Source organism: Citrobacter sp. CK191 (assembly GCF_030333435.1).
Taxonomy (GTDB): domain Bacteria; phylum Pseudomonadota; class Gammaproteobacteria; order Enterobacterales; family Enterobacteriaceae; genus Citrobacter_B; species Citrobacter_B koseri.
The window spans coordinates 233877-258346 of record NZ_JAOWFX010000030.1; the positions used below are offsets into that span (position 1 = coordinate 233877).

The 24470-nt window shown below is 54.4% G+C and carries 26 protein-coding genes; 18 read left to right on the forward strand and 8 right to left on the reverse strand.

Features of this window, described 5'->3' with window-relative positions; genetic code table 11:
- The first annotated feature begins 22 nt into the window (after positions 1–22).
- The 3 genes from plsC to OGV82_RS10575 all read left to right on the forward strand — a co-directional run bounded on the left by plsC (position 23) and on the right by OGV82_RS10575 (position 4519).
- Entirely contained in the window at positions 23–760 is a 738-nt protein-coding gene (gene plsC, locus OGV82_RS10565) for a 1-acylglycerol-3-phosphate O-acyltransferase (protein WP_047461176.1), read from the forward strand.
- 70 nt (positions 761–830) lie between these two features.
- Positions 831–2243 carry a cell division protein FtsP gene (gene ftsP, locus OGV82_RS10570; RefSeq protein WP_047461179.1) on the forward strand — a complete coding sequence of 471 codons (1413 nt, stop codon included), beginning with the start codon at positions 831–833 and terminating at the stop codon, positions 2241–2243.
- Between the two features lie 104 nt (positions 2244–2347).
- Positions 2348–4519: a YgiQ family radical SAM protein gene (locus tag OGV82_RS10575; RefSeq protein WP_047461183.1), complete on the forward strand. Its 2172-nt coding sequence runs from the start codon at positions 2348–2350 to the stop codon at positions 4517–4519.
- Between the two features lie 57 nt (positions 4520–4576).
- On the opposite strand, the gene OGV82_RS10580 is transcribed toward OGV82_RS10575, so the two are convergent.
- The 3 genes from OGV82_RS10580 to yqhD form a co-directional block, all read right to left on the reverse strand.
- A complete protein-coding gene (locus tag OGV82_RS10580) occupies positions 4577–5038 on the reverse strand; it encodes an HIT family protein (RefSeq protein WP_012135147.1) in 462 nt (153 codons plus the stop codon).
- A gap of 112 nt (positions 5039–5150) precedes the next feature.
- Complete coding sequence (gene dkgA, locus OGV82_RS10585) at positions 5151–5978, reverse strand: 2,5-didehydrogluconate reductase DkgA (protein ID WP_012135146.1); 828 nt, start codon at positions 5976–5978, stop codon at positions 5151–5153.
- Between the two features lie 103 nt (positions 5979–6081).
- Positions 6082–7245, reverse strand: a complete 1164-nt coding sequence (gene yqhD / locus OGV82_RS10590; RefSeq protein ID WP_012135145.1) for an alcohol dehydrogenase — start codon at positions 7243–7245, stop codon at positions 6082–6084.
- Between the two features lie 193 nt (positions 7246–7438).
- On the opposite strand from yqhD, the gene OGV82_RS10595 reads away from it, so the two are divergent.
- The gene (locus OGV82_RS10595; RefSeq protein ID WP_137675730.1) at positions 7439–8338 is read left to right on the forward strand and encodes an AraC family transcriptional regulator; all 900 of its coding nucleotides are present in this window, start codon (positions 7439–7441) and stop codon (positions 8336–8338) included.
- Positions 8339–8385: 47 nt separating this feature from the next.
- On the opposite strand, the gene yghB is transcribed toward OGV82_RS10595, so the two are convergent.
- Positions 8386–9045 carry a DedA family general envelope maintenance protein YghB gene (gene yghB, locus OGV82_RS10600; protein ID WP_012135142.1) on the reverse strand — a complete coding sequence of 220 codons (660 nt, stop codon included), beginning with the start codon at positions 9043–9045 and terminating at the stop codon, positions 8386–8388.
- Positions 9046–9176: 131 nt separating this feature from the next.
- On the reverse strand, positions 9177–10364 hold the full coding sequence (gene metC / locus OGV82_RS10605) for a cystathionine beta-lyase (protein WP_024130955.1): 1188 nt from the start codon (positions 10362–10364) through the stop codon (positions 9177–9179).
- Positions 10365–10615: 251 nt separating this feature from the next.
- Between metC and exbB the strand changes: the two genes are divergently transcribed.
- Together exbB and exbD are read left to right on the forward strand one after the other, a co-directional pair.
- Positions 10616–11350 (forward strand): tol-pal system-associated acyl-CoA thioesterase, encoded by a 735-nt coding sequence (exbB, locus tag OGV82_RS10610; RefSeq protein WP_024130953.1) that lies wholly within the window; start codon positions 10616–10618, stop codon positions 11348–11350.
- Between the two features lie 6 nt (positions 11351–11356).
- The gene (exbD, locus tag OGV82_RS10615) at positions 11357–11782 is read left to right on the forward strand and encodes a TonB system transport protein ExbD (RefSeq protein WP_012135139.1); all 426 of its coding nucleotides are present in this window, start codon (positions 11357–11359) and stop codon (positions 11780–11782) included.
- A 130-nt stretch (positions 11783–11912) separates the two neighbouring features.
- Here the strand turns inward: exbD and OGV82_RS10620 are convergent, their stop codons facing one another.
- Together OGV82_RS10620 and OGV82_RS10625 are read right to left on the reverse strand one after the other, a co-directional pair.
- Entirely contained in the window at positions 11913–12335 is a 423-nt protein-coding gene (locus OGV82_RS10620) for a hypothetical protein (RefSeq protein ID WP_047461188.1), read from the reverse strand.
- Between the two features lies 1 nt (position 12336).
- Entirely contained in the window at positions 12337–12741 is a 405-nt protein-coding gene (locus OGV82_RS10625) for a hypothetical protein (protein WP_047461191.1), read from the reverse strand.
- Positions 12742–12845: 104 nt separating this feature from the next.
- Between OGV82_RS10625 and OGV82_RS10630 the strand changes: the two genes are divergently transcribed.
- A complete protein-coding gene (locus tag OGV82_RS10630) occupies positions 12846–13349 on the forward strand; it encodes an ESA_00282 family adhesion-associated protein (protein ID WP_012135136.1) in 504 nt (167 codons plus the stop codon).
- Positions 13350–13412: 63 nt separating this feature from the next.
- Here the strand turns inward: OGV82_RS10630 and OGV82_RS10635 are convergent, their stop codons facing one another.
- Entirely contained in the window at positions 13413–14453 is a 1041-nt protein-coding gene (locus OGV82_RS10635; RefSeq protein ID WP_047461193.1) for an aldo/keto reductase, read from the reverse strand.
- A gap of 156 nt (positions 14454–14609) precedes the next feature.
- On the opposite strand from OGV82_RS10635, the gene yghX reads away from it, so the two are divergent.
- The 11 genes from yghX (at position 14610) to hybG (ending at position 24466) form a co-directional block, all read left to right on the forward strand.
- Positions 14610–15497 (forward strand): YghX family hydrolase, encoded by an 888-nt coding sequence (gene yghX, locus OGV82_RS10640; protein WP_047461196.1) that lies wholly within the window; start codon positions 14610–14612, stop codon positions 15495–15497.
- A gap of 216 nt (positions 15498–15713) precedes the next feature.
- On the forward strand, positions 15714–17354 hold the full coding sequence (locus OGV82_RS10645; protein ID WP_071257849.1) for a methyl-accepting chemotaxis protein: 1641 nt from the start codon (positions 15714–15716) through the stop codon (positions 17352–17354).
- Between the two features lie 83 nt (positions 17355–17437).
- Positions 17438–17725 (forward strand): DUF2623 family protein, encoded by a 288-nt coding sequence (locus OGV82_RS10650; protein ID WP_012135131.1) that lies wholly within the window; start codon positions 17438–17440, stop codon positions 17723–17725.
- A 187-nt stretch (positions 17726–17912) separates the two neighbouring features.
- Positions 17913–19031 (forward strand): hydrogenase 2 small subunit, encoded by a 1119-nt coding sequence (gene hybO / locus OGV82_RS10655; protein WP_047461202.1) that lies wholly within the window; start codon positions 17913–17915, stop codon positions 19029–19031.
- Positions 19032–19033: 2 nt separating this feature from the next.
- A complete protein-coding gene (hybA, locus tag OGV82_RS10660) occupies positions 19034–20020 on the forward strand; it encodes a hydrogenase 2 operon protein HybA (protein WP_024130950.1) in 987 nt (328 codons plus the stop codon).
- The gene (gene hybB / locus OGV82_RS10665; protein ID WP_012135128.1) at positions 20010–21188 is read left to right on the forward strand and encodes a Ni/Fe-hydrogenase cytochrome b subunit; all 1179 of its coding nucleotides are present in this window, start codon (positions 20010–20012) and stop codon (positions 21186–21188) included. Before hybA ends, hybB begins: the two co-directional genes overlap by 11 nt.
- Entirely contained in the window at positions 21185–22888 is a 1704-nt protein-coding gene (gene hybC / locus OGV82_RS10670; RefSeq protein WP_012135127.1) for a hydrogenase 2 large subunit, read from the forward strand. Before hybB ends, hybC begins: the two co-directional genes overlap by 4 nt.
- On the forward strand, positions 22888–23382 hold the full coding sequence (locus OGV82_RS10675; RefSeq protein ID WP_047461208.1) for a HyaD/HybD family hydrogenase maturation endopeptidase: 495 nt from the start codon (positions 22888–22890) through the stop codon (positions 23380–23382). Before hybC ends, OGV82_RS10675 begins: the two co-directional genes overlap by 1 nt.
- The gene (hybE, locus tag OGV82_RS10680; RefSeq protein ID WP_012135125.1) at positions 23375–23866 is read left to right on the forward strand and encodes a hydrogenase-2 assembly chaperone; all 492 of its coding nucleotides are present in this window, start codon (positions 23375–23377) and stop codon (positions 23864–23866) included. The genes OGV82_RS10675 and hybE overlap by 8 nt, the downstream gene beginning before the upstream one ends.
- Entirely contained in the window at positions 23859–24200 is a 342-nt protein-coding gene (hypA, locus tag OGV82_RS10685; protein ID WP_101744069.1) for a hydrogenase maturation nickel metallochaperone HypA, read from the forward strand. The genes hybE and hypA overlap by 8 nt, the downstream gene beginning before the upstream one ends.
- 17 nt (positions 24201–24217) lie before the next feature.
- On the forward strand, positions 24218–24466 hold the full coding sequence (hybG, locus tag OGV82_RS10690; protein ID WP_012135123.1) for a hydrogenase maturation factor HybG: 249 nt from the start codon (positions 24218–24220) through the stop codon (positions 24464–24466).
- The last annotated feature ends 4 nt before the right edge of the window (positions 24467–24470 follow it).

Sequence of the window (24470 nt, forward strand, 5' to 3'; positions counted from 1 at the left end):
TCTTAGGCCTTCAGAGGTTGTTATGCTATATATCTTTCGTCTAATCATTACCGTTATTTACTGCATTCTTGTCTGCATTTTCGGTTCGATCTACTGCCTTTTCAGCCCGCGTAACCCGAAGCATGTCGCGACGTTTGGCCATATGTTTGGCCGTCTGGCGCCGCTTTATGGCCTGAAGGTGGAGTGCCGTAAGCCTGCTGATGCCGAAAGCTATGGCAACGCTATCTATATCGCTAACCATCAGAACAACTACGATATGGTGACGGCAGCCAACATTGTGCAACCGCCTACGGTGACGGTCGGCAAAAAGAGCCTGGTCTGGATCCCGTTTTTTGGCCAGTTGTACTGGTTAACCGGTAACTTATTGATTGACCGAAATAATCGTGCCAAAGCGCACGGCACAATCGCAGAAGTGGTGAGCCATTTTAAAAAGCGCCGTATCTCTATCTGGATGTTCCCGGAAGGAACGCGCAGCCGTGGCCGTGGCCTGCTGCCGTTTAAAACCGGCGCCTTTCATGCCGCTATCGCCGCCGGTGTTCCGGTGATTCCGGTGTGTGTTTCCAATACATCGAATAAAATTAAGCTTAACCGACTGAATAACGGTCTGGTGATTGTAGAGATGCTGCCGCCGGTGGACATCAGCCAGTTTGGTAAGGATCAGGTTCGTGAACTGGCGGCGCATTGCCGCTCGTTGATGGAACAAAAAATTGCAGAACTCGATCAGGAAATTGCAGAGCGCGAAGCGACCGGCAAAGTCTGAATCAGTGTGATCGCGTTTTTGTGGGAAACGACTTCCTGCGCACTCTTTGTCTGTTTTAAATGGAGCTTATATGTCACTCAGTCGGCGTCAGTTCATTCAGGCTTCGGGGATCGCACTGTGTGCCGGTGCCGTTCCGCTGAAGGCTAATGCAGCCGGTCAGCAGCAGCCTCTGCCCGTTCCGCCGCTGCTGGAGTCCCGTCGCGGGCAGCCGTTGTTTATGACGTTGCAGCGCGCGCACTGGTCCTTTACGCAGGGTACGCGCGCGCCCGTCTGGGGGATTAACGGGCGTTACCTGGGGCCGACGATTCGCGTCTGGAAAGGGGATGACGTTAAGCTCATCTACAGCAACCGTCTGACTGAAAATGTCTCCATGACCGTCAGCGGATTGCAGGTGCCGGGGCCGCTGATGGGCGGCCCTGCGCGGATGATGTCGCCCAACGCTGACTGGGCGCCGGTATTGCCGATTCGTCAGAACGCCGCCGTGCTGTGGTATCACGCCAATACGCCAAACCGTACCGCGCAGCAGGTCTATAACGGCCTTGCCGGGATGTGGCTGATCGAGGATGAGGTCAGCAAATCGCTGCCGATCCCCAATCATTACGGCGTGGATGATTTCCCGATCGTTATCCAGGATAAGCGGCTGGATAATTTCGGTACGCCGGAGTACAGCGAACCGGGCAGCGGCGGGTTTGTTGGCGATACGCTGCTGGTCAACGGCGCACAGAGTCCTTACGTGGAGGTTTCCCGCGGCTGGGTACGCCTGCGCTTGCTGAATGCGTCGAACTCTCGCCGTTACCAGTTGCAAATGAGCGACGGTCGCGCGCTGCATGTTATTTCTGGCGATCAGGGCCTTTTACCCGCGCCGGTGTCCGTCAAACAACTGTCGCTGGCGCCCGGTGAACGCCGGGAAATTCTGGTCGATATGACCAATGGCGATGAGGTGTCGATCACCTGCGGGGAAGCGGCCAGTATTGTCGATCGCATCCGTGGCTTCTTTGAACCTTCCAGCATTCTGGTCTCTACGCTGGTGCTGACCTTACGGCCAACCGGGCTGCTGCCGCTGGTGACTGACAGCCTGCCGATGCGTTTATTGCCCACGGAGATTGTCAGCGGCGCGCCGATTCGCAGCCGGGATATCAGCCTCGGGGACGATCCCGGCATCAACGGGCAATTGTGGGACGTCAACCGCATTGATATCACCGCCCAGCAAGGTTCCTGGGAGCGCTGGACCGTTCGCGCCGATATGCCGCAGCCTTTCCATATTGAGGGTGTCTCTTTCCTGATCCGCAACGTCAATGGCGCCATGCCGTTCCCGGAAGATCGGGGCTGGAAAGATACGGTATGGGTGGACGGACAGGTGGAATTGCTGGTTTATTACGGACAGCCATCCTGGGCGCACTTCCCGTTCTACTTCAACAGCCAGACGCTGGAAATGGCCGACCGGGGGTCTATCGGACAAATGCTGGTGAACCCGGCGCCGTAAATCTTCCCTCGCCCGCAAGGGCGAGAAGTGAATACCTTTCTCTTTCGTTCCGGCATATAATCCCCGGCCTTTGATTATTTTTTTACCATTTTTTTGGAAGCATTATGAGCGCAATATCCCTGATCCAGCCAGACAGAGATCTTTTCTCCTGGCCTCAATACTGGGCGGCCTGTTTTGGTCCCGCGCCTTTTTTGCCGATGTCACGCGACGAAATGGATCAACTTGGCTGGGATAGCTGCGACATTATTCTGGTTACCGGTGATGCGTATGTCGATCATCCGAGCTTTGGGATGGCGATTTGCGGTCGTATGCTGGAAGCGCAGGGTTTCCGTGTCGGCATCATTGCCCAGCCGGACTGGAACAGCAAAGATGACTTTATGCGTCTGGGGAAACCGAATCTGTTTTTCGGCGTCACTGCGGGCAACATGGACTCGATGATCAACCGTTATACCGCCGATCGCCGACTGCGCCATGACGACGCCTATACGCCAGATAACGTGGCGGGCAAGCGCCCGGATCGTGCGACGCTGGTCTATACCCAGCGCTGTAAAGAGGCCTGGAAAGACGTGCCGGTGATCCTCGGCGGTATTGAAGCCAGTCTGCGTCGTACCGCGCACTATGATTACTGGTCTGATACCGTACGCCGCTCGGTGCTGGTGGATGCGAAAGCCGATATGCTGATGTTCGGCAACGGCGAGCGCCCGCTGGTTGAAGTTGCGCACCGCCTGGCAATGGGGGAGCCGATCGGCCAGATCCGCGATGTGCGTAACACCGCGATTATTGTTAAAGAAGCCCTGCCGGGCTGGAGTGGGGTTGATTCCACGCGTCTGGATACGCCAGGGAAAATTGATCCGATCCCCCATCCGTATGGCGAAGATCTGCCGTGCGCGGATAACAAACCGGTTGCGCCGAAAAAGCAGGAAGCCAAAGCCGTGACCGTTCAGCCGCCGCGTCCGAAGCCGTGGGAGAAAACCTACGTGCTGCTGCCGTCCTTTGAGAAGGTGAAGGGCGATAAGGTGCTGTATGCGCACGCGTCGCGTATTCTGCATCACGAAACCAACCCTGGCTGCGCGCGTGCGCTGATGCAAAAGCATGGCGATCGCTATATCTGGATCAACCCGCCCGCCATTCCGCTCTCTACCGAAGAGATGGATAGCGTTTTTGCGCTGCCGTATAAGCGCGTGCCGCATCCGGCATACGGTGACAGCCGCATTCCGGCTTACGAAATGATCCGCTTCTCGATTAACATCATGCGCGGGTGTTTCGGCGGCTGCTCGTTCTGCTCGATTACTGAACACGAAGGCCGCATTATTCAGAGCCGTTCAGAAGATTCGATCATCAATGAGATCGAAGCGATCCGCGATACCGTACCGGGCTTTACCGGCGTGATTTCCGATCTCGGCGGGCCGACGGCCAACATGTATATGCTGCGCTGTAAGTCGCCGCGCGCGGAACAAACCTGCCGCCGCCTGTCGTGCGTGTACCCGGATATCTGCTCGCATATGGATACCAACCATGAGCCGACGATCAACCTCTATCGCCGCGCCCGCGATCTGAAAGGCATCAAGAAGATCCTGATCGCCTCCGGCGTGCGTTACGACATTGCCGTTGAAGATCCGCGTTATATCAAAGAGCTGGCGAGTCATCATGTGGGCGGCTATCTGAAGATTGCGCCGGAGCATACCGAAGAAGGGCCGCTGTCGAAGATGATGAAGCCGGGCATGGGCAGCTATGATCGCTTCAAAGAACTGTTCGACCTTTACTCAAAACAGGCCGGGAAAGAGCAGTACCTGATCCCGTATTTTATCTCTGCGCACCCCGGTACGCGGGACGAAGATATGGTGAATCTGGCGCTGTGGTTGAAACGCCATCGCTTCCGTCTGGATCAGGTGCAGAACTTCTATCCGTCGCCGCTGGCGAACTCAACGACCATGTATTACACCGGGAAAAACCCGCTGGGTAAAATTGGCTATAAGAGTGAAGACGTGGTGGTGCCGAGAGGCGACAAACAGCGTCGTCTGCATAAAGCGCTGCTGCGTTACCACGATCCGGCGAACTGGCCGCTGATTCGCCAGGCGCTGGAAGAGATGGGGAAAAAGCATCTGATTGGCAGTCGTCGCGAGTGTCTGGTTCCGGCGCCTACGCTGGACGAGATGCGTGAAGCCCGTCGTCAGAACCGCAACACGCGCCCGGCGTTGACTAAGCATACGCCAGTGGCGCATCAGCGTCAGACGCCTGCTGGCAATAAAAAACGCAGCAAGGTAGCCGGACGTTAAACCCGTTAGCTGTTTGCCGGATAAGGTGCTTGCACCGCTATCCGGCAAACGGACGGATTACGCGTTCGCTTCACGAATTCTGGCGGCCAGCGCCGCCAGTTTTTCGTCATCCGCCCGCTCGTGGTCATGCGATGACAAATAGCCTTCGTACTGTTCAAAGAATTTCGCCTGCCGCGATTCAATAGGCTTCCATTCGCTCAGGTTAGCGGTGCCGTGCATCGGGCTGAGCTTGCTGTGCACATGATCCACGCCAAATCCTTCAAAAAACATTCCCGTACGTCCCACATCCGGGAAGGCGTTATCCAGCTTTTTCGCCACTTTTTGGGTGGCAAGCATCAGATCGGCCAGCGCCTGCGGCGGCAAGTCGAACGCATAGCTGGGATAATGCTTCTTCGGGATCACCACCGTAAAACCGTCGGTGTTCGGGAAGATGGAGAGGAAGGCCAGATGATGCTCGTCTTCCCAGATCTTATGGCAGGGGGCTTTACCCTCAACGATTTGGCAAAAAATACAGCTCATTCCTTTTCTCCGTTGCTGAGTTCACAATTCGCGTCGTACCGACTCAACACTTTCTACCAAACCCGCCTGGTAGTCAAAAAGCCCGACAGAAATGTCGGGCCGGAAAGGAAGGTTAGCCGCCGAACTGATCCGGGTCCGGCCCCAGGCGTTTACCCTGGTCAAGTTTGGCCACTTCGCTTAATTCGTCTTTGTCGAGACGGAAATCCCAGACGTCGAAGTTTTCCGCAATACGTGAAGGGGTGACGGATTTAGGGATCACCACCAGCCCGTTATCCAGATGCCAGCGGATCACAATTTGCGCCGGAGATTTACCGTACTTATCCGCCAGATCGCGAATGATTTTCTGATCGAAAACGCCTGCGCCGCCTTGCGCCAGCGGGCTCCAGGACTCGGTCTGGATCTTGTGCGTCGCATTCCAGGCATGCAGCTGACGCTGTTGCATCAGCGGATGCAATTCGATCTGGTTGATCACCGGTGTAACGCCGGTTTCATCGATCAGACGCTGGAGGTGGTTTACCTGGAAGTTACACACGCCGATGCTTTTCACCAGCCCCTCTCTTTGCAGTTCAATCATCCCTTCCCAGGCGTCAACATAATGGTCGATAGCCGGAACGGGCCAGTGCATCAGATAGAGATCGAGGTGATCCAACTGGAGCTTATCCAGGCTTTCCTGCAAGGCTTCTCGAGGGCGTTTCTGATCGTCATTCCACAGTTTGGTGGTAATAAACAGCTCTTCCCGGTCGATACCGGCATCTTTTAACGCTTTTCCGACGCCTTCTTCATTCTTGTACGCCGCAGCGGTATCAATGGAGCGATATCCCACTTCCAGCGCCTTATGAATGGCGGAAATTGCTTCCTCGTTGCTTGCCTTCCAGACTCCCAGGCCCAGTTGTGGCATTACGTTGCCATCCTGTAGCTTGATAACGGTTGGATTAGCCATGCGTTCCTCCTTTATGCGATCTCACCGGAGCAAACTCCGGTGAGGTTGTGTGACTTAAGTCTGGACGAAATGTCCAAAAACGAAAGCCAGAGGCGAAAAAACCTTAGCGAGCCGCTTCGTAAATCCGACGGCTGACATCCAGCGTAATGTCCTGATGTTCACCCAGATTTGTACCGCCGTGCGCTTCCAGTTTTGCCAGCAATGCCGGAATGGAACTGCCGTCCAGACCGTAATCAGACAGGCGAGTCGGTACGCCCATTTGTTCAAAGAAGCGGCGGGTGGCGGCGATGGCGGCATCAATACGCGCATCGTCGGAACCGTCGGTGATATTCCAGACTCGCTCTGCGTACTGCAACAGTTTGGCGCGTTTGGTATCGCGTTTTTCATTCCACAGCGCAGGCAGGACGATAGCCAGCGTCTGCGCGTGATCAAGGCCGTGCATTGCCGTCAGCTCATGACCCAGCATATGCGTTGCCCAGTCCTGCGGGACGCCCGCGCCGATCAAACCGTTCAGCGCCTGAGTGGCCGCCCACATTACGTTGGCGCGAACATCGTAGTTTTCCGGCTCTTTCAGCGCTTTCGGGCCTTCTTCGACAAGCGTCAGCAGGATACCTTCGGCAAAGCGATCCTGAATTTTTCCGTCAACCGGATAAGTGACATACTGCTCAACGGTGTGAACGAATGCATCCACAACGCCGTTAGCAACCTGGCGCGGCGGCAGGGTGTAGGTATAAACCGGATCGAGCACCGCAAACACGGGTTGGACGAACGGCGTCATAAAGGCCAGCTTATCGCCGGTGGTTTTACGGGAAATCACCGCCCCGGAGTTAGATTCTGAACCCGTTGCCGGCAACGTCAGCACCGATCCCATCGGTACGGCGCTTTTCACGTCGTTGCCACGGGTTTCCAGAATGCGCCACGGGTCCACGCCTTCGTCATATTGCGCCGCCGCCGCGATAAATTTAGTGCCATCCAGCACGGAACCGCCGCCGACCGCCAGCAGGAACGTCACTTTCTCATCACGTACAATGTTGACGGCGTTCATCAGCGTTTCATAAGACGGGTTTGGCTCGATGCCGCCAAATTCCAGCACGTCCAGACCTTTCAGCGCGTCATGTACCTGATCCAGTACGCCGGTCTTTTTCACGCTGCCGCCGCCGTAGGTGATCAATACGCGGGCGCCCTGAGGGATTTGATCGCGCAGATCGGCAATCGCGCCTTTACCAAACAGAATGCGGGTTGGGGTATGCAGATTAAAGTTGTTCATTGCTCGTTCCCTTATGTGGGTAAAAAAGTGGGCAGGCGAATGTCTGCCTGATGGTGAACATTGTGGTCGCCAGCCGCCTTCCTCTCAATGCTCATTTCTGCCAATGTCTTGCCCATTTCTCCAGAGCGCTGGAGAAAAAAGATAAATTTGCGCACAATCAACGCGTCGTAAACCGATGAGAAAAAAGTGCGCCATGAACCGTGAAGCCATCTGTCTGTTGCTGACAGATAAAATTAAGCAGCTGATAAACAATCAAAATAACCTGAATGACTGCCTGCCCGACGTGCGTTTGCTCTACGGCACGGAGCCGGGGTTGCGCACGCCTGTGATGTATCAGCCTGGCATCATATTTCTCTTTTCGGGGCATAAGATCGGTTATATCAATGAACGCGTATTTCAGTACGATGCCAATGAATATCTGCTGCTGACCGTACCTTTACCCTTTGAATGTGAAACTTATGCGACGCCGGAAGTACCGCTCGCGGGGATTCGTCTGAATGTTGATATCCTGCAATTGCAGGAGTTGCTGATGGACATTGGCGAGGACGATCTGTTTCAACCGTCGATGGCGGCAAGCGGGATTAACTCCGCCACGCTGTCGGATGACATTCTTTGTGCGGCGGAACGCCTGTTAGATGTGATGGAAAGGCCGCTGGATGCGCGTATCCTGGGGAAACAGATTATTCGCGAAATTCTGTATCACGTTCTGATGGGGCCGCGTGGCGGCGCGCTGCTGGCGCTGGTCAGCCGCCAGACCCATTTCAGCCTGATTAGCCGGGTGCTGAAGCGGATTGAAACCAAATACACCGAGAACCTGAACGTTGAGCAACTGGCGGCGGAAGCCAACATGAGCGTCTCGGCGTTCCATCATAATTTTAAATCCGTTACCAGTACCTCGCCGTTGCAGTACCTGAAAACCTATCGTCTGCATAAAGCGCGGATGATGATCATTCACGACGGGATGAAAGCCAGCGCCGCTGCGATGCGCGTCGGCTACGAGAGCGCGTCGCAGTTCAGTCGGGAGTTCAAACGCTATTTTGGCGTAACGCCGGGGGAGGATGCGGCACGAATGAGAATGATGCAGGGAAGCTAATCATGTGTAAGCCGGATAAGCGTGAGCGCCATCCGGCAATCAGCAAATCAGGCGCTGCAATACTTCTTCTTGATCACGACGAATAATGTGCCGATCAAACCGGCGGCCAGCAGGGCAATCGGCAGGATCATCAAAAACGTCATCACCTGGTCTTCATGACGTTTCACGAATGGGATCATGCTGAGCGCGTAGCCGAAACTGGTCACCACGCCGACCCACAGCAGCCCGCTCAGCCAGTTAAAAAACTGAAACCGGCGGCTGGACAACCCTGAAATCCCCGCCATTGTGGGCAGCAGGGTGCGCACAAACGCCAGAAAGCGCCCGGCAAGCAGCGCCAGCAGGCCGTGCCGGTCGAACATACAGGTCGCGCGCTGATGGTATTTAACGGGAAGCTGCGCCAGCCAGCCTTTCACCGTTTGCGTATTTCCCAGCCAGCGCCCCTGAATATAGCTCAGCCAGCAGCCGAGACTGGCGGCTGTCGTCAGAATAAGGATCGTGGGGACAAAGTCCATGACACCTTGTGCAACCAGCGCGCCTGCCAGTAAAAGCAGGCTGTCTCCGGGTAAAAAAGAGGCCGGGAGCAGGCCGTTTTCTAAAAATAGCGTGGCAAACATCACAAAGTAGACAACGCTAACAACGTGTGGGTCCGCCAGCGCGGCAAAATCGTGTTGCCAGAGCGCAGCGATAATATCTTGAATGACAGCCATGGACTTTCCTGTGGAACCGCGTTTATGGGGCTATTGTACTCCTGAATTGCCCGGGATGCCTTGATCCCGGACGCAACAAATGCAGACTTTTCTGCCCGGAGTGTCTGCAATTCTGTCCATGACCGGAAACTTTACACAATACGCGTGAATCCTGCGGCTAAATCTGCAATCAGATCGTCAACATTCTCTAAACCGATGTGCAAACGGATCAGCGTGCCGGTGAAATCAACGTCGCCTTCGGGACGAATGGCGGCGATATGTTCCGGCTGGTTAGGCAGAATTAAGGATTCAAAGCCGCCCCAGGAGTAGGCCATGCTGAACAAGCTGAAATTATCCAGATAAGCGGAAAGCGCCTCATTGCTCAGCCTTTTATTCAGCACAAACGAGAACAACCCGCTGCTGCCCGTGAAATCGCGCTTCCAGAATTCGTGGCCTTTGCTGCCAGGAAGGGCGGGATGATTAACGCGGGCGACCTGAGGGTGATTCGCCAGCCACTCGGCGACTTTCAGGCTGCTTTCATGATGCTGGCGTAAGCGCACGCCCAGCGTACGTAGCCCACGGCTGGTCATATAAGCGGTATCTGCGTCCAGCATTTGCCCCATCAGATAGGCGTTTTCGCGTAATTGCTCCCAACAACGCGCATTAGACACGGCTGTGCCGACCATCGCATCCGAGTGACCAATCAGGTATTTCGTTCCTGCCTGGATGGAAATATCGATCCCGAAATCCAGCGCCTTAAACAGCACGCCCGCCGCCCAGGTGTTATCAATCATAATGACGGCGTCTGGCGCAACGCGTCTTACCGCGCCGACAATCGCCGGGATGTCATGCACTTCCATCGTGATGGAGCCAGGGGATTCGAGAAACACTACTTTCGTATTGGGCTGAATATGCTTCACGATATCCGCGCCAACCAGCGGATCAAACCAGCCGGTCGTCACGCCGAGTCTGGCGAGAACTTTGGTGCAAAAATCCTGACTGGGTTCGTAAGCGGTGTTGGTCATCAGGACGTGATCGCCCTGTTCCACAAAGGCCAGAATCGTGTTGGCGACAGCCGCCGCGCCGCAGGGGAAGAGCGCGCATCCGGCGCCGCCTTCCAGTTCGCACATGGCTTCCTGTAGCGAAAAATGGGTTAGCGTTCCGCGACGGCCATAGAAAAGCTCGCCATTGGCGCGGTTGCGGGTGGCGTGCTTTTTGGCTTCTACGGTGTCAAATACCAGCGAGGAGGCGCGCTGAATGACGCTGTTCACCGATCCCAGCGTGTATTTTTTGCTGCGTCCTGCGCTCACCAGTTTGGTTTCAAGATGTTTTTCTGCCATGTTGGAGTACCCATTTTTATACGTCTGGATGTCTAAACTATCATGAATGATGAGTGACGCATCCTGAAGAATCGGCATAAAGCAGAAAATTTTCTCAAAATGACATCTGGTGACTTTTTTACTGCGTAAGCGCAAGGAAAAGAAACCAAAGGTGCGGCACTATGTAAATAGTAATGAGAACGACTATCAATTCGACGTCGTTTTGATATTATTACGCTCAGAATTTGTGATTTGCGTCCTGGAGATACAGAGTGGGTAATAATTTGATGCAGACGGATCTCTCCGTCTGGGGTATGTATCAGCACGCCGACATCGTGGTTAAGTGCGTGATGATTGGTCTGATTCTGGCGTCAGTAGTCACCTGGGCTATCTTCTTCAGTAAGAGTCTTGAGTTCTTTACGCAGAAGCGTCGGCTCAAGCGTGAACAACAGCAGCTGGCTGAAGCGCGTTCTTTAGACCAGGCCAGCAATATTGCCTCCGCATTCGCGGCAAAAAGTTTAAGCTCACAGTTGCTCTATGAAGCGCAGAACGAGCTGGAACTGTCGGAAGGCAGTGAAGACAACGAAGGTATTAAAGAGCGTACCGGGTTCCGCCTGGAGCGTCGCGTAGCGGCGGTTGGCCGTCATATGGGACGCGGCAATGGCTACCTGGCGACCATCGGCGCCATCTCTCCGTTTGTCGGTCTGTTTGGTACGGTATGGGGCATCATGAACAGCTTCATCGGCATCGCGCAAACCCAGACCACCAACCTCGCGGTTGTCGCGCCGGGTATCGCGGAAGCGTTGCTGGCTACGGCGATCGGCCTGGTCGCGGCAATCCCTGCGGTCGTGATTTACAACATTTTCGCACGTCAGATCGGCAGCTACAAAGCGACGCTGGGCGACGTGGCGGCACAGATTCTGTTGCTGCAAAGCCGCGATCTGGATCTGAACGCGAGCGCTTCCGCTCAGCCGGTACGTACCGCGCAGAAATTACGTGTAGGATAATGTTCCATGGCAATGCGTCTTAATGAAAATCTGGACGATAACGGTGAAATGCATGAAATCAACGTGACGCCGTTTATCGACGTCATGCTGGTTCTGCTGATTATCTTTATGGTGGCCGCGCCGCTGGCAACGGTGGACGTGAAGGTGAATCTTCCTGCGTCCACCAGCACCCCGCAGCCGCGCCCGGAAAAACCGGTTTATCTGTCCGTGAAGGCCGACAACAGCATGTTTATCGGCAACGATCAGGTAACGGATGAAACCATGATCGGCGAGCTGAACGCGTTAACCGAAGGGAAGAAAGACACGACGATCTTCTTCCGTGCGGATAAAACCGTTGATTATGAAACAATGATGAAAGTGATGGATACGCTGCACCAGGCGGGTTACCTGAAAATTGGTCTCGTGGGTGAAGAGGTCGCAAAAGCGAAGTAATCGTTGTTGCTGATGGGCTGACAGACAGGCCGGGTAGGGCGCAAGCCGTACCCGGCTTTTTTATTGCCTGATGGCGCTGCGCTTATCAGGCCTGCATGATGCGGTATCGCTGGATTGCTGACTCACCAGATTACTTCGTCGTGGGAAAACGTTTTTCATTCAGCGCGACGGTGGTGATATTGGTCGTTCGGTAATCGCCATCGGATAGCTTACGGGTCAAGCGCAGGGTCGCCGTTTCTCGCGCCAGTAAGTGCTGATATGTGCTCTCCAGGCGCGCCATGATTTTGTCCCGCATCTCGGGATGTTGCTCAATAATCGTATTGATAACCGAACCGTAGATCTCTTCTTTGACCTGGAGCGCATAGATTTCACGGCGATTTTGCCATTTCAGCCGCACTAACGCGGCGGGAATCGACACGATCTCCTGCGCCACCTGTTCGAGGGTCGCGTTTTTATTGGCGATAAGCGCTTTAAGATTTTGCTTTAAGATAAATTCATCGCTTTTATTATTATCTAAAGCTAAATAAACATTATTATCTTCAACGTCTTTCATATTATTTCTCTTCCAGAGAATAAAAAACGGGAGAGTTTTTCTCTCTGGTTATGAGATTAAGCCAAATTTCATTGCCGTGATCGTTTATTTTTGCTGTGGCATCTGCCAGAATTTTACTTAATGCCTGAGCATCAACATCGCCTTCCGCCTGTAGGCTATTAATAAGACGAGCAAACGTCTCAATTTTAGCTACGCGATAAAGCCGGTCCTTTAAATGACGGTCACGTTCTTCAAGTAACATGTTTTTAGATTGACCAGTCGGTGTGGCGCTAATTAAAATATCTGGCTCGTAATCGCTCAGCGTTTTCTTTCCCTGAGTCAAATTTTCACTATTTTCTACGGTCTCAGCATCGCCTGGCGAGGCAGATAAATGAAAACGAGTCGGCACAAGATGCTCGGGAAGCATGTTGGAATGTCCTTTACTATCAATAGTATATTGTTTTTTATAAGGCAGGTCTCGTTGACAATAGCATGGTGTAATTTTAAAATCAAAAAAAATGGAGTCGGCATATGAACAGCATTTTTTATTCTATTATCACTCTGCTATTACTCACTGGCGGCGTGCTTTTCTTGATGCACGAATTTAATAAACAGCGCTCTGCTGAGGCGTCTAATCCAGTAAATCAAGCGGAACCCTTGTCCAAAGAGGAGGGCGAAGATCATTTTTCGTCGCTCATGAATACTATTACACCGGTATGGTACTGGCGAGTCAATCACGAATATATTGATTTTCTTCACGCAACGATAAAGCGGATGACGATGGCGGAGCTAAACGGAACGCCGGGGTTATTTGATGCGCAGCGCCGTTGCAGCGATCTCAACTCTGCGGTCTATAAATATTATGACAACATTAAAAAGCGTTGTCTGAACGGGGAAAAGGTTCCGCATTCCGATCTGGATGTACTTAACTTGCGGCAATGTTTCCGGGAATTTAGCCTGGAGGCGTATCCCTCCCTGGTTGCTCTGGTGTGGCCTGAATATCAGCGGCCGCTAATCAAACCGGAAGAGGTTTAATAAACGCGCCTGACGTTGGCCGGGTAAGGCGAAACCGCCACCCGGCGCGCGTGCCCGAAAGCGTTATTTATCCGATGAGGCTTGCCAGAGGTTCAGCTCGCCATCCGCGACATGTTTATCGATTTGCGCTAACTCGTCAGCGCTGAATGTCAGGTTCGACAACGCCTGCACATTTTCTTCCAGTTGCTCTGGTCGACTGGCGCCGATCAGCACTGACGTCACGCGATTATCTTTCAACAGCCAGCTAAGCGCCATCTGCGCCATTGACTGGCCGCGACGTTGCGCCATCTCATTGAGTAAACGCAGGCTGTTCAGATTCGCTTCCGTCAGCATATTCTCCGTCAGACCGCGAACTTTTTTCCCTTCACGCTGCATACGTGAACCTTCCGGGATACCGTTTAAGTATTTTCCGGTTAACAATCCCTGAGCCAGCGGTGTGAACGCAATGCAACCCATGCCGTTGGCCGCCAGCGTATCCAGCAGGCCGCTTTTATCCACCCAGCGGTTGAGCAGATTGTAGGACGGCTGATGAATCAGCAGCGGGATTTTCCATTCGCGCAGCAGTTCCGCCATTCGTTGAGTTCGCTCAGGCGAATAGGAGGAGATGCCGACGTAAAGCGCCTTACCGCTTTGTACCGCCTGCGCCAGCGCGGATGCGGTCTCTTCCATTGGCGTGTTTTCATCGACACGGTGGGAATAGAAGATATCGACATAGTCCAGCCCCATCCGCTTCAGGCTCTGATCGAGGCTGGCGAGCAGGTACTTACGCGACCCGCCGGAGCCGTATGGCCCAGGCCACATGTCATAACCCGCTTTGGTGGAAACGATCAGCTCATCGCGATACGGCGCAAAATCTTCCCGCAGCAAACGGCCAAAGTTCTCTTCTGCGCTTCCCGGCGGCGGGCCGTAGTTATTGGCTAAATCAAAATGGGTGATGCCTGAATCAAAGGCTTTACGCAGCAGCGCACGCTGTGAATCCAGCGCCTGAACGTGGCCGAAACTGTGCCACAAACCCAGCGATAGCGCGGGTAAACGCAAACCGCTTTTACCGCAGTAGCGATAAAGCATCTGCTCATAACGTTCGGGGTTGGCTAACCAGGCCATGTCATCTCCTTAGAGAAAGTGAATTTCAAAACAACGTTTCTATTCTAGCGGCTCAGCGGGGTTTATCCCGTTCGTCAGGTCACATTGATGCGAAAAATTGGGCAAAAACACGTCGTTATGCTTTGCTTAAAAAAACATCAATTCAGGAGTGAAACTATGCCGCGTCTGACTGCCAAAGACTTTCCGCAGGAGTTGCTCGATTACTATGACTACTATGCACATGGAAAAATCTCTAAACGCGAGTTTCTTAACCTCGCGGCAAAGTATGCCGTCGGCGGCGTGACCGCGCTTGCGCTGTTTAATCTCCTGAAGCCGAATTACGCGCTGGCGGTGCAGGTGGAATTTACCGACCCGGACATTTTGCCGGAATACATTACGTATCCGTCACCGAACGGGCATGGCGAGGTGCGCGGCTATCTGGTTAAACCGGCGAAGGCGACGGGTAAAACGCCTGCGGTCGTGGTCGTACACGAGAACAGGGGGCTGAATCCCTATATTGAGGATGTCGCACGACGCGTGGCGAAAGCAGGTTATATTGCGCTGGCGCCTGATGGATTAAGCTCAGTAGGCGGATACCCCGGTAATGACGATAAGGGCCGGGAATTACAGCAGCAGGTTGATCCCACAAAATTAATGAATGATTTCTTTGCCGCGATTGAGTTTATGCAGCGTCATCCGGCGGCCAGCGGAAAAGTGGCTATTACGGGATTCTGCTATGGCGGCGGCGTATCAAATGCGGCGGCGGTGGCCTATCCCGAACTGGCGTGCGCCGTTCCTTTTTATGGTCGTCAGGCTCCGGCGTCAGATGTACCTAAAATTAATGCGCCTTTATTATTACATTACGCCGAGTTAGATACCTCAATTAATGAAGGCTGGCCTGCCTACGAAACGGCGCTGAAGGCGAATAATAAAGTTTATGAAGCGTATATCTATCCTGGGGTGAATCATGGTTTTCATAATGATTCGACTCCCCGCTATGATAAGGCCGCAGCGGATCTGGCCTGGGCGCGCACTCTGGCCTGGTTTGAGAAATATTTACAATGAAAAACAAACGATTATTTCAGGTGCGGCATATTGCTTTGCGGCATAATAATGCCGTTATGCTTTATAAGCATTCACAGGAATAGTGTGCTGACGATGATTCGTATACTTAGTTAAGTAAAAAAACAATAAAGAAAGTATATATTCTGCATTCTCTGCCGATAACGAGGATAAGTGTCGCCTGATGGCGAATCCCTCAAGTATGGCAAGGAAATTCTTATGCGTTTGCTGCAAAACTTCACTATTCGTATTGTCATGCTGACAATATTGGGGCTCTTCTGTCTTCTTTGGTCGGGCGTTGGTTTATTCAGCGTCCATGCATTATCTAAAGTGGCGGAAGGGAATGATATCGATCGTCATATTGTGCGTCAGATGACGGTGCTAAGTCAGGGGAACGATCAGTATTTTCGTTTTGTCACGCGTTTAAGCCGTGCGATGGACGTTAAAATCGGCGGCGGTACGCCCGATTTTGTACCAGTACAGCAGGCGCTGGACAATATGAGCAAAAAGCTGGAAGAGATGAAAACGCTCTCTCCAGGGCCGATGGACCCGGAGATCGCCGCTGCGGTATTGGCAAACTGGCAGGCGTTGCTTGATAAGGGCGTCGCGCCGCAGATGCAACTGGCGCAGCAGGGTACGCTCACCGAATTTGCAGAACAGGCTAATAATGTCACCCCCGCTCTGAGCCGCGCCTTCGGCGCCAGCGCAGAACGTTTTAACAGCGCGGCCGGCACGATGCTGGACAGCACCCGCGTGATGGTGGACGGCAAAACGTCAATTATCCGCACCCTGATTATCACCGCCGTTATTCTGGGAATTGTGATTCTCTTCTTTACCGACCGTTACCTGGTCACGATGTTAGTGAAACCGCTGGCGCGCATTCGCCAACAGTTCCGCCAGATTGCGCAAGGCGATCTGAGTCAGCCGATTGAAGAGTTTGGCCGTAACTGTGTCGGTCGTCTGGTGCCGTTACTGAGCGCGATGCAGGATAGTCTGCGGGAAGCGGTCAGCTCGATTCGTTCAGGCAGTGACAATATCTGGCGCGGCGCGACAGAGATCTCCAGCGGCAACAACGATCTCTCTTCCCGTACGGAAGAGCAGGCGGCGGCGCTGGAAGAAACAGCCGCAAGCATGGAACAGCTCACCGCGACGGTGAAATTGAATGCGGATAATGCGCGCCAGGCCAGTCAGCTTGCTGATGCCGCTTCCGCGACGGCCGGAAAAGGCGGCACGCTGGTTTCTGAAGTGGTTGAGACGATGGACGGTATTTCAGCCAGCTCCAGACAGATCGCCGAAATTACGAATGTCATCAACAGTATTGCCTTCCAGACCAATATTCTGGCGCTGAATGCCGCCGTTGAAGCCGCCAGAGCCGGTGAACAAGGGCGTGGGTTTGCGGTCGTCGCCGGTGAAGTGCGTAATCTGGCCAGCCGTAGCGCCGGGGCCGCCAAAGAGATTGAAACGCTGATCGCTGAATCCGTGCGTCGCGTCGAGCAGGGCGCGCAGCTGGTGCAGGAGACGGGCGCGACGATGGAGGCCATTCTGCGCGGAGTAACCGAAGTCACCACCATCATGAAGCAGATCGCCGCCGCTTCCGAGGAACAAAGCAAAGGGATCTCTCAGGTTGGTGTGGCGATAACCCAGATGGACAGCGTGACCCAACAAAACGCCGCGCTGGTGGAGCAAGTTTCTGCGGCAGCGGCGGCGCTGGAACGGCAAACGGAAGAGCTGCAACGCTCTGTGCAACAGTTCCGACTTTCTCATAATGACGCGCAAATCAGCCCGGCGAAAACGGTCTCTCCAGTCAGTCCGCGTGGGGCGTCTGCCGCGAAGTCAGGCGATGAATGGGTCGCCTTCTGATCCGGTAAAAAAAAGTATGTGATACCTCTGGCGTTCGCTTAAAAAATCGCTATATAATTTGTTATATATCGATTGGAGGTATCATGGACAATCATTTTGGTAAGGGCCTGATGGCCGGATTAAACGCAACGTGTGCCGATAGCGCGCGTAACGTGGCGGGTTTTTGTTCTGATTATAAGCGCGGATTCGTATTAGGATTTTCGCATCGCATGTTTGAAAAAACCGGCGATCGACAATTAAGCGCCTGGGAAGCGGGGATTCTGACGCGCCGTTATGGCCTGGACAAAGATATGGTGATGGACTTCTTTCGGGAGAATCAATCGAATACGACTATCCGGTTCTTTATGGCGGGTTATCGTCTCGAAAATTGATCCGAAGGGGGTATTACCCCGGTTTAATTAATTACACTATTGTCTTACTCCTTCGTTTTGTTGTTCCGTCAAAGTATCATGGTTCAATAACCATAAAGAAAGTGTGGTAAATGGCGCGCCGATCGCAATAAGTTATTTGTGAACGGTGCAAAATAGAGCCAGGTCTTTGCAACGGAATAACAATAAAATGACTGGAGATAATACTCTCATCACTTCTCACGGCGTTAATCGTCGTGATTTCATGAAGCTTTGTGCAGCACTGGCCGCAACCATGGGGCTCAGTAGCAAAGCCGCCGCAGAAATGGCCGAATCGGTTTCCCGTCCGCAGCGCCCGCCCGTCGTCTGGATCGGCGCTCAGGAATGTACGGGATGTACCGAATCGCTCCTTCGCGCGACCCACCCAACGGTAGAAAACCTCGTTCTGGAAACGATCTCTCTGGAGTACCACGAGGTCCTCTCCGCCGCCTTCGGCCATCAGGTTGAAGAGAACAAGCATAACGCTCTGGAGAAGTATAAAGGGCAGTATGTGTTGGTTGTCGATGGTTCCATCCCATTAAAAGATAACGGTATTTACTGCATGGTTGCCGGCGAGCCGATTGTGGATCACATCCGCAAGGCGGCGGAAGGCGCAGCGGCGATTATCGCGATCGGCTCCTGTTCCGCGTGGGGCGGCGTCGCTGCCGCTGGCGTGAACCCGACCGGCGCCGTCGGGTTGCAGGAAGTCCTGCCGGGCAAAACCGTTATCAATATCCCGGGCTGCCCGCCGAACCCGCATAACTTCCTGGCAACGGTTGCCCACATCATCACTTACGGTAAACCGCCGAAGCTGGATGCCAAAAACCGTCCAACCTTCGCCTATGGTCGTCTGATTCACGAACACTGCGAACGCCGCCCGCATTTTGACGCCGGTCGCTTCGCCAAAGAGTTCGGCGATGAAGGCCACCGTGAAGGCTGGTGCCTCTACCATCTGGGCTGTAAAGGGCCTGAAACCTACGGCAACTGTTCGACGTTGCAGTTCTGCGATGTCGGCGGCGTATGGCCGGTGGCGATTGGGCACCCCTGCTACGGCTGTAACGAGGAAGGCGTTGGCTTTCATAAAGGCATCCACCAACTCGCCCATGTGGAAAATCAAACCCCGCGTTCCGAGAAGCCGGATGTCAACCTGAAAGAGGGCGGCCACATTTCCACAGGCGCCGTTGGGCTGCTTGGCGGCGTGGTTGGGCTGGTTGCCGGTGTCAGCGTGATGGCGGTACGTGAACTGGGGCGTCAGCAGAAGAAAGATAACGCTGACTCACGGGGAGAATAACCGTGAACAGACGTAACTTTATTAAAGCAGCCTCTGGCGGGGCATTGCTGCTGGGCGCGTCGCCGTCCATCAGCCATGCGGCTGCGGAAAACCGTCCGCCTATCCCAGGTTCCCTGGGGATGCTGTATGACTCGACGCTGTGTGTGGGCTGTCAGGCGTGTGTGACCAAATGCCAGGATATCAACTTCCCGGCGCGTAACCCGGAAGGGGCGCAAACCTGGTCGAATAACGACAAGCTGTCGCCTTACACCAATAACATCATTCAGGTGTGGCATAGCGGAAGTGGCGTCAATAAAGATCAGACAGAGAACGGCTACGCGTACATTAAGAAACAGTGTATGCACTGCGTTGACCCTAACTGCGTCTCCGTTTGCCCGGTATCCGCGCTGAAGAAAGACCCGAAAACCGGTATCGTTCATTACAACAAAGACGTCTGTACCGGCTGTCGCTACTGCATGGTCGCCTGCCCGTACAACGTGCCGAAATACGACTACAACAACCCGTTTGGCGCGCTGCACAAGTGTGAACTGTGCAACCAGAAGGGCGTTGAACGCCTGGACAAAGGCGGTCTGCCGGGGTGCGTTGAGGTATGTCCGGCGGGCGCGGTGATTTTTGGTACGCGAGAAGAGCTAATGGCGGAGGCGCAAAAACGCCTGGCGCTGAAGCCTGGCAGCGAATACCACTATCCGCGCCAGACGTTGCAGACTGGCGATACGTATCTGCATACCGTACCGAAGTATTACCCGCATCTGTACGGTGAAAAAGAAGGCGGCGGCACGCAGGTGCTGGTGCTGACCGGCGTTCCTTACCAGAATCTGGATCTCCCTCAACTGGCCGATCTGTCAACTGGCGCGCGTTCTGAACACATTCAACACACCCTGTATAAAGGCATGATGCTGCCACTGGCTGTGCTGGCGGGCTTAACCGTGATGGTTCGTCGTAATACGAAAAACGAGCATCACGACGGAGGAGACGATCATGAGTCATGATCCTAAACCGCTGGGCGGGAAAATAATCAGTAAACCGATCATCATCTTCGGGCCGCTTGTCGTCCTGTGCATGCTTCTCATTGTGAAACGTCTGGTCTTCGGGCTGGGATCGGTCTCCGATCTGAACGGCGGCTTCCCCTGGGGCGTGTGGATCGCTTTTGACCTGCTGATCGGCACCGGCTTCGCGTGCGGCGGTTGGGCGCTGGCGTGGGCGGTGTATGTCTTCAACCGGGGGCAATACCATCCGCTGGTGCGCCCGGCGCTGCTGGCAAGCCTGTTCGGTTACTCTTTGGGCGGGCTGTCGATCACCATTGACGTTGGCCGTTACTGGAACCTGCCGTATTTCTACATCCCAGGGCACTTCAATGTGAACTCGGTGCTGTTTGAAACGGCGGTCTGTATGACCATCTACATCGGCGTGATGGCGCTGGAGTTTGCCCCCGCGTTGTTTGAACGCCTGGGCTGGAAAGTCTCGCTTAAGCGTCTGAACAAAGTGATGTTCTTTGTTATCGCTCTCGGGGCGTTGCTGCCGACCATGCACCAGTCGTCAATGGGATCGTTGATGATTGCCGCCGGTATTAAAGTACATCCGCTGTGGCAGAGCTATGAAATGCTGCCGTTGTTCTCATTGTTCACCGCTTTCATCATGGGCTTTTCCATCGTTATTTTTGAAGGCTCTCTGGTGCAGAGCGGCTTAAAAGGCAACGGCCCGGATGAGAAAAGTTTGTTTATCAAGCTGACCGGTACTATCAGCGTTTTCATCGCGCTGTTCCTCGTGTGCCGTTTTGGTGAACTGATTTACCGCGACAAGCTCTCTTATGCGTTTGCCGGTGACTACTACTCCTTGCTGTTCTGGGTTGAAGTCCTGCTGATGGTCTTCCCGCTGGTGGTGCTCCGTCTGCCGAAACTGCGCGGCGACTCGCGGATGTTGTATCTGTCCGCCCTCAGTATGCTGCTGGGCTGCGCAACGTGGCGTATGTCCTACTCGCTGGTGGCGTTCAATCCCGGCGGCGGCTACCACTACTTCCCCACCTGGGAAGAACTGCTGATTTCTATTGGTTTTGTGGCTATTGAGATTTGTGCATACATCTTACTCATTCGTCTACTGCCGATACTTCCTCCATTAAAACAAAACGATCACAATCGTCATGAGGCGAGCAAAGCATGAGCCAGAGAATTACTATTGATCCGGTAACCCGTATTGAGGGTCATTTACGCATCGACTGCGAAATCGAAAACGGTGTGGTGTCAAAAGCATGGGCATCCGGCACCATGTGGCGCGGCATGGAAGAGATCGTGAAGAATCGCGATCCGCGCGATGCCTGGATGATTGTGCAGCGTATCTGTGGCGTATGTACCACGACCCACGCGATCTCTTCCGTTCGTGCGGCGGAGAGCGCGCTGAAGATTGACGTTCCGGTCAATGCGCAGTACATCCGTAACATCATTCTGGCGGCGCATACTACCCATGACCATATTGTGCACTTCTACCAGCTTTCTGCGCTGGACTGGGTGGATATCACCTCTGCGCTGAAAGCCGATCCGGCGAAAGCGTCGGCGCTGTTGAACGGCGTGTCGAGCTGGCACCTGAATAGCGCGGAAGAGTTCACGAAGGTGCAGAACAAGATCAAAGACCTCGTTGCCAGCGGCCAGTTAGGGATTTTCGCTAACGGCTACTGGGGACACCCGGCGATGAAACTGCCGCCGGAAGTGAACCTGATTGCGGTCGCGCACTATCTGCAAGCGCTGGAATGCCAGCGTGACGCCAACCGCGTGGTGGCGCTGCTGGGCGGTAAAACGCCGCACATCCAGAACCTGGCGGTGGGCGGGGTGGCGAACCCGATCAACCTCGACGGTCTCGGCGTGCTGAACCTTGAACGCCTGATGTACATCAAGTCCTTCATCGACAAGCTGAGCGACTTTGTTGAGCAGGTTTACAAGGTGGATACGGCGGTAATCGCGGCGTTCTATCCAGAATGGCTGGAGCGCGGAAAAGGCGCGGTTAACTATCTGAGCGCGCCGGAATTTCCGACCGACGGTAAAAACGGCAGCTTCCTGTTCCCTGGCGGCTATATCCAGAATGCGGATCTGTCGACGTATCGCCCGATCGCCTCGCATTCCGATGAATACCTGATTAAAGGGATTCAGGAGAGCGCGAAGCACGCCTGGTACAAAGACGAAGCGCCGCAGGAACCGTGGGAAGGGACTACCGTCCCGGAATACACCGGTTGGTCTGATGACGGTAAATACTCGTGGGTTAAGTCCCCGACCTTTTACGGCAAAACCGTTGAAGTGGGGCCGCTGGCCAATATGCTGGTTAAACTGGCGGCGGGACGCGAGTCCACGAAGGCCAAACTGAATGAAATCATCGCGATCTACCAGAAACTGACCGGTAAAACGCTGGAAGTAGCGCAACTGCACTCCACGCTGGGGCGTATTATTGGCCGCACCGTTCACTGCTGCGAATTGCAGGGTATTCTGCAAAACCAGTACAGCGCGCTGATCGCCAATATCGGGAAAGGCGACCACACCACGTTCGTCAAACCGGATATCCCGGCGACGGGTGAGTTTAAAGGGGTGGGCTTCCTTGAGGCGCCGCGCGGTATGCTCTCTCACTGGATGGTTATTAAAGACGGCATTATCAGCAACTACCAGGCGGTGGTTCCGTCCACCTGGAACTCCGGTCCGCGTAACTTTAACGATGAAGTGGGGCCGTACGAGCAGTCGCTGGTGGGGACGCCGATCGCCGATCCAGAAAAACCGCTGGAAGTGGTGCGTACCATTCACTCCTTCGACCCTTGCATGGCGTGCGCGGTGCACGTAGTGGACGCTGACGGGAACGAAGTCGTCTCAGTTAAGGTTCTGTAATGCGGATTTTAGTGTTAGGGGTCGGCAATATTTTGCTGACCGATGAAGCCATCGGGGTGCGTATCGTTGAAGCGTTAGAACAGCGGTACATCCTGCCGGATTTCGTGGAGATCCTTGATGGCGGCACGGCGGGAATGGAGCTTCTCGGCGATATGGCGGACAGAGATCACCTGATCATCGCGGACGCCATTGTGTCGAGAAAGAACACGCCGGGAACCCTTATGATCCTGCGTGATGATGAGGTGCCTGCGCTGTTCACCAACAAAATCTCACCGCATCAGCTTGGCCTGGCCGACGTTCTGTCGGCCCTGCGCTTCACTGGCGAGTTTCCGAAAAAGCTGACGCTGGTCGGCGTGATCCCGGAATCGCTGGAGCCGCATATCGGCCTGACGCCAACGGTTGAAGCGATGATTGAACCTGCTCTGGCGCAGGTTCTTGCCGCGCTGCGCGAGTCAGGCGTTGAGGCTATTCCACGGGAGGCTGCGCATGTCTGAGGAGATTTCAGGGTTCCCGTCCTCCCCGAGAATGCAGGTTCAGGCGGCGTTTGAAGAGATTGCCCGACGCTCAATGCACGATCTCTCGTTTTTGCACCCGAATATGCCGGTGTATGTCTCTGACTTCACCCTGTTTGAAGGGCAGTGGACGGGCAGCGTGATCGCGCCGTGGATGCTGAGCGCGCTGATTTTCCCCGGCCCCGACCAGCTCTGGCCGGTACGCAAAGTCAGTGAAAAACTCGGATTACGTCTGCCGTATGGCGCGATGACCTTTACCGTTGGCGAACTGGACGGGGTTTCGCAATACCTCTCCTGCTCGCTGATGTCGCCGCTCAACCACGGTATGTCGGCGCAAGAAGGGATGCGTCTGGCGGACGACTGCGCGCGGATGCTGCTGTCGCTGCCGGTCAGCGATCCCGATGCGCCGCAGCTGGCAGGGCGTCGTGCGCTGCTGTTTGGACGCCGGAGCGGCGAGCATGCATGAGCTGTCCCTGTGCCAGAGCGCGGTTGAGATTATCCAGCAGCAGGCGGAACAGCATGGCGTGACGCGAGTTACCGGCGTATGGCTGGAAATTGGCGCACTCTCATGCGTTGAAGAGAGCGCGGTGCGCTTCAGCTTTGATATCGTTTGCCAGGGTACGCTCGCGCAGGGGGGGGCGTTGCACATCGACTATAAACCCGCTCAGGCGTGGTGCTGGGATTGCAGCCAGGCGGTTGAAATCACGCAGCATGACGCGCAGTGCCCACACTGTCAGGGCGATCGTCTGCGGGTGGATACCGGCGACTCGCTGAAAGTGAAAAGTATTGAAGTGGAATAACGTCCAGGTGGTTAACTATGTGTATTGGAGTCCCGGGGCAGGTTCTGTCCGTTGGTGAAGATATTCACCAGCTTGCGCAGGTTGAAGTGTGCGGCATCAAGCGTGATGTGAATATTGCCCTGATCTGCGAAGACAGCCCTGCAACGCTGGTGGGGCAGTGGGTGCTGGTGCATGTGGGATTTGCCATGAGCATCATTGATGAAGAGGAAGCCAAAGCCACATTAGACGCGCTACGCCGAATGGAGTATGACGTTACCAGCGCCTGATAAT

What these genes read in the sequence shown, in the direction of transcription:
- yghB (WP_012135142.1), bottom strand. Translation starts at nt 9,045, where the DNA reads ATGGCTGTCATTCAAGATATTATCGCTGCGCTCTGGCAACACGATTTT.
- hypA (WP_101744069.1), top strand. Translation starts at nt 23,859, where the DNA reads ATGCATGAGCTGTCCCTGTGCCAGAGCGCGGTTGAGATTATCCAGCAG.
- OGV82_RS10595 (WP_137675730.1), top strand. Translation starts at nt 7,439, where the DNA reads ATGAACCGTGAAGCCATCTGTCTGTTGCTGACAGATAAAATTAAGCAG.
- yghX (WP_047461196.1), top strand. Translation starts at nt 14,610, where the DNA reads ATGCCGCGTCTGACTGCCAAAGACTTTCCGCAGGAGTTGCTCGATTAC.
- OGV82_RS10635 (WP_047461193.1), bottom strand. Translation starts at nt 14,453, where the DNA reads ATGGCCTGGTTAGCCAACCCCGAACGTTATGAGCAGATGCTTTATCGC.
- OGV82_RS10650 (WP_012135131.1), top strand. Translation starts at nt 17,438, where the DNA reads ATGGACAATCATTTTGGTAAGGGCCTGATGGCCGGATTAAACGCAACG.
- dkgA (WP_012135146.1), bottom strand. Translation starts at nt 5,978, where the DNA reads ATGGCTAATCCAACCGTTATCAAGCTACAGGATGGCAACGTAATGCCA.
- hybG (WP_012135123.1), top strand. Translation starts at nt 24,218, where the DNA reads ATGTGTATTGGAGTCCCGGGGCAGGTTCTGTCCGTTGGTGAAGATATT.
- hybO (WP_047461202.1), top strand. Translation starts at nt 17,913, where the DNA reads ATGACTGGAGATAATACTCTCATCACTTCTCACGGCGTTAATCGTCGT.
- OGV82_RS10625 (WP_047461191.1), bottom strand. Translation starts at nt 12,741, where the DNA reads ATGCTTCCCGAGCATCTTGTGCCGACTCGTTTTCATTTATCTGCCTCG.
- OGV82_RS10675 (WP_047461208.1), top strand. Translation starts at nt 22,888, where the DNA reads ATGCGGATTTTAGTGTTAGGGGTCGGCAATATTTTGCTGACCGATGAA.
- OGV82_RS10630 (WP_012135136.1), top strand. Translation starts at nt 12,846, where the DNA reads ATGAACAGCATTTTTTATTCTATTATCACTCTGCTATTACTCACTGGC.
- metC (WP_024130955.1), bottom strand. Translation starts at nt 10,364, where the DNA reads ATGGCAGAAAAACATCTTGAAACCAAACTGGTGAGCGCAGGACGCAGC.
- yqhD (WP_012135145.1), bottom strand. Translation starts at nt 7,245, where the DNA reads ATGAACAACTTTAATCTGCATACCCCAACCCGCATTCTGTTTGGTAAA.
- OGV82_RS10580 (WP_012135147.1), bottom strand. Translation starts at nt 5,038, where the DNA reads ATGAGCTGTATTTTTTGCCAAATCGTTGAGGGTAAAGCCCCCTGCCAT.
- hybC (WP_012135127.1), top strand. Translation starts at nt 21,185, where the DNA reads ATGAGCCAGAGAATTACTATTGATCCGGTAACCCGTATTGAGGGTCAT.
- hybE (WP_012135125.1), top strand. Translation starts at nt 23,375, where the DNA reads ATGTCTGAGGAGATTTCAGGGTTCCCGTCCTCCCCGAGAATGCAGGTT.
- OGV82_RS10645 (WP_071257849.1), top strand. Translation starts at nt 15,714, where the DNA reads ATGCGTTTGCTGCAAAACTTCACTATTCGTATTGTCATGCTGACAATA.
- plsC (WP_047461176.1), top strand. Translation starts at nt 23, where the DNA reads ATGCTATATATCTTTCGTCTAATCATTACCGTTATTTACTGCATTCTT.
- hybB (WP_012135128.1), top strand. Translation starts at nt 20,010, where the DNA reads ATGAGTCATGATCCTAAACCGCTGGGCGGGAAAATAATCAGTAAACCG.
- exbD (WP_012135139.1), top strand. Translation starts at nt 11,357, where the DNA reads ATGGCAATGCGTCTTAATGAAAATCTGGACGATAACGGTGAAATGCAT.
- OGV82_RS10620 (WP_047461188.1), bottom strand. Translation starts at nt 12,335, where the DNA reads ATGAAAGACGTTGAAGATAATAATGTTTATTTAGCTTTAGATAATAAT.
- OGV82_RS10575 (WP_047461183.1), top strand. Translation starts at nt 2,348, where the DNA reads ATGAGCGCAATATCCCTGATCCAGCCAGACAGAGATCTTTTCTCCTGG.
- ftsP (WP_047461179.1), top strand. Translation starts at nt 831, where the DNA reads ATGTCACTCAGTCGGCGTCAGTTCATTCAGGCTTCGGGGATCGCACTG.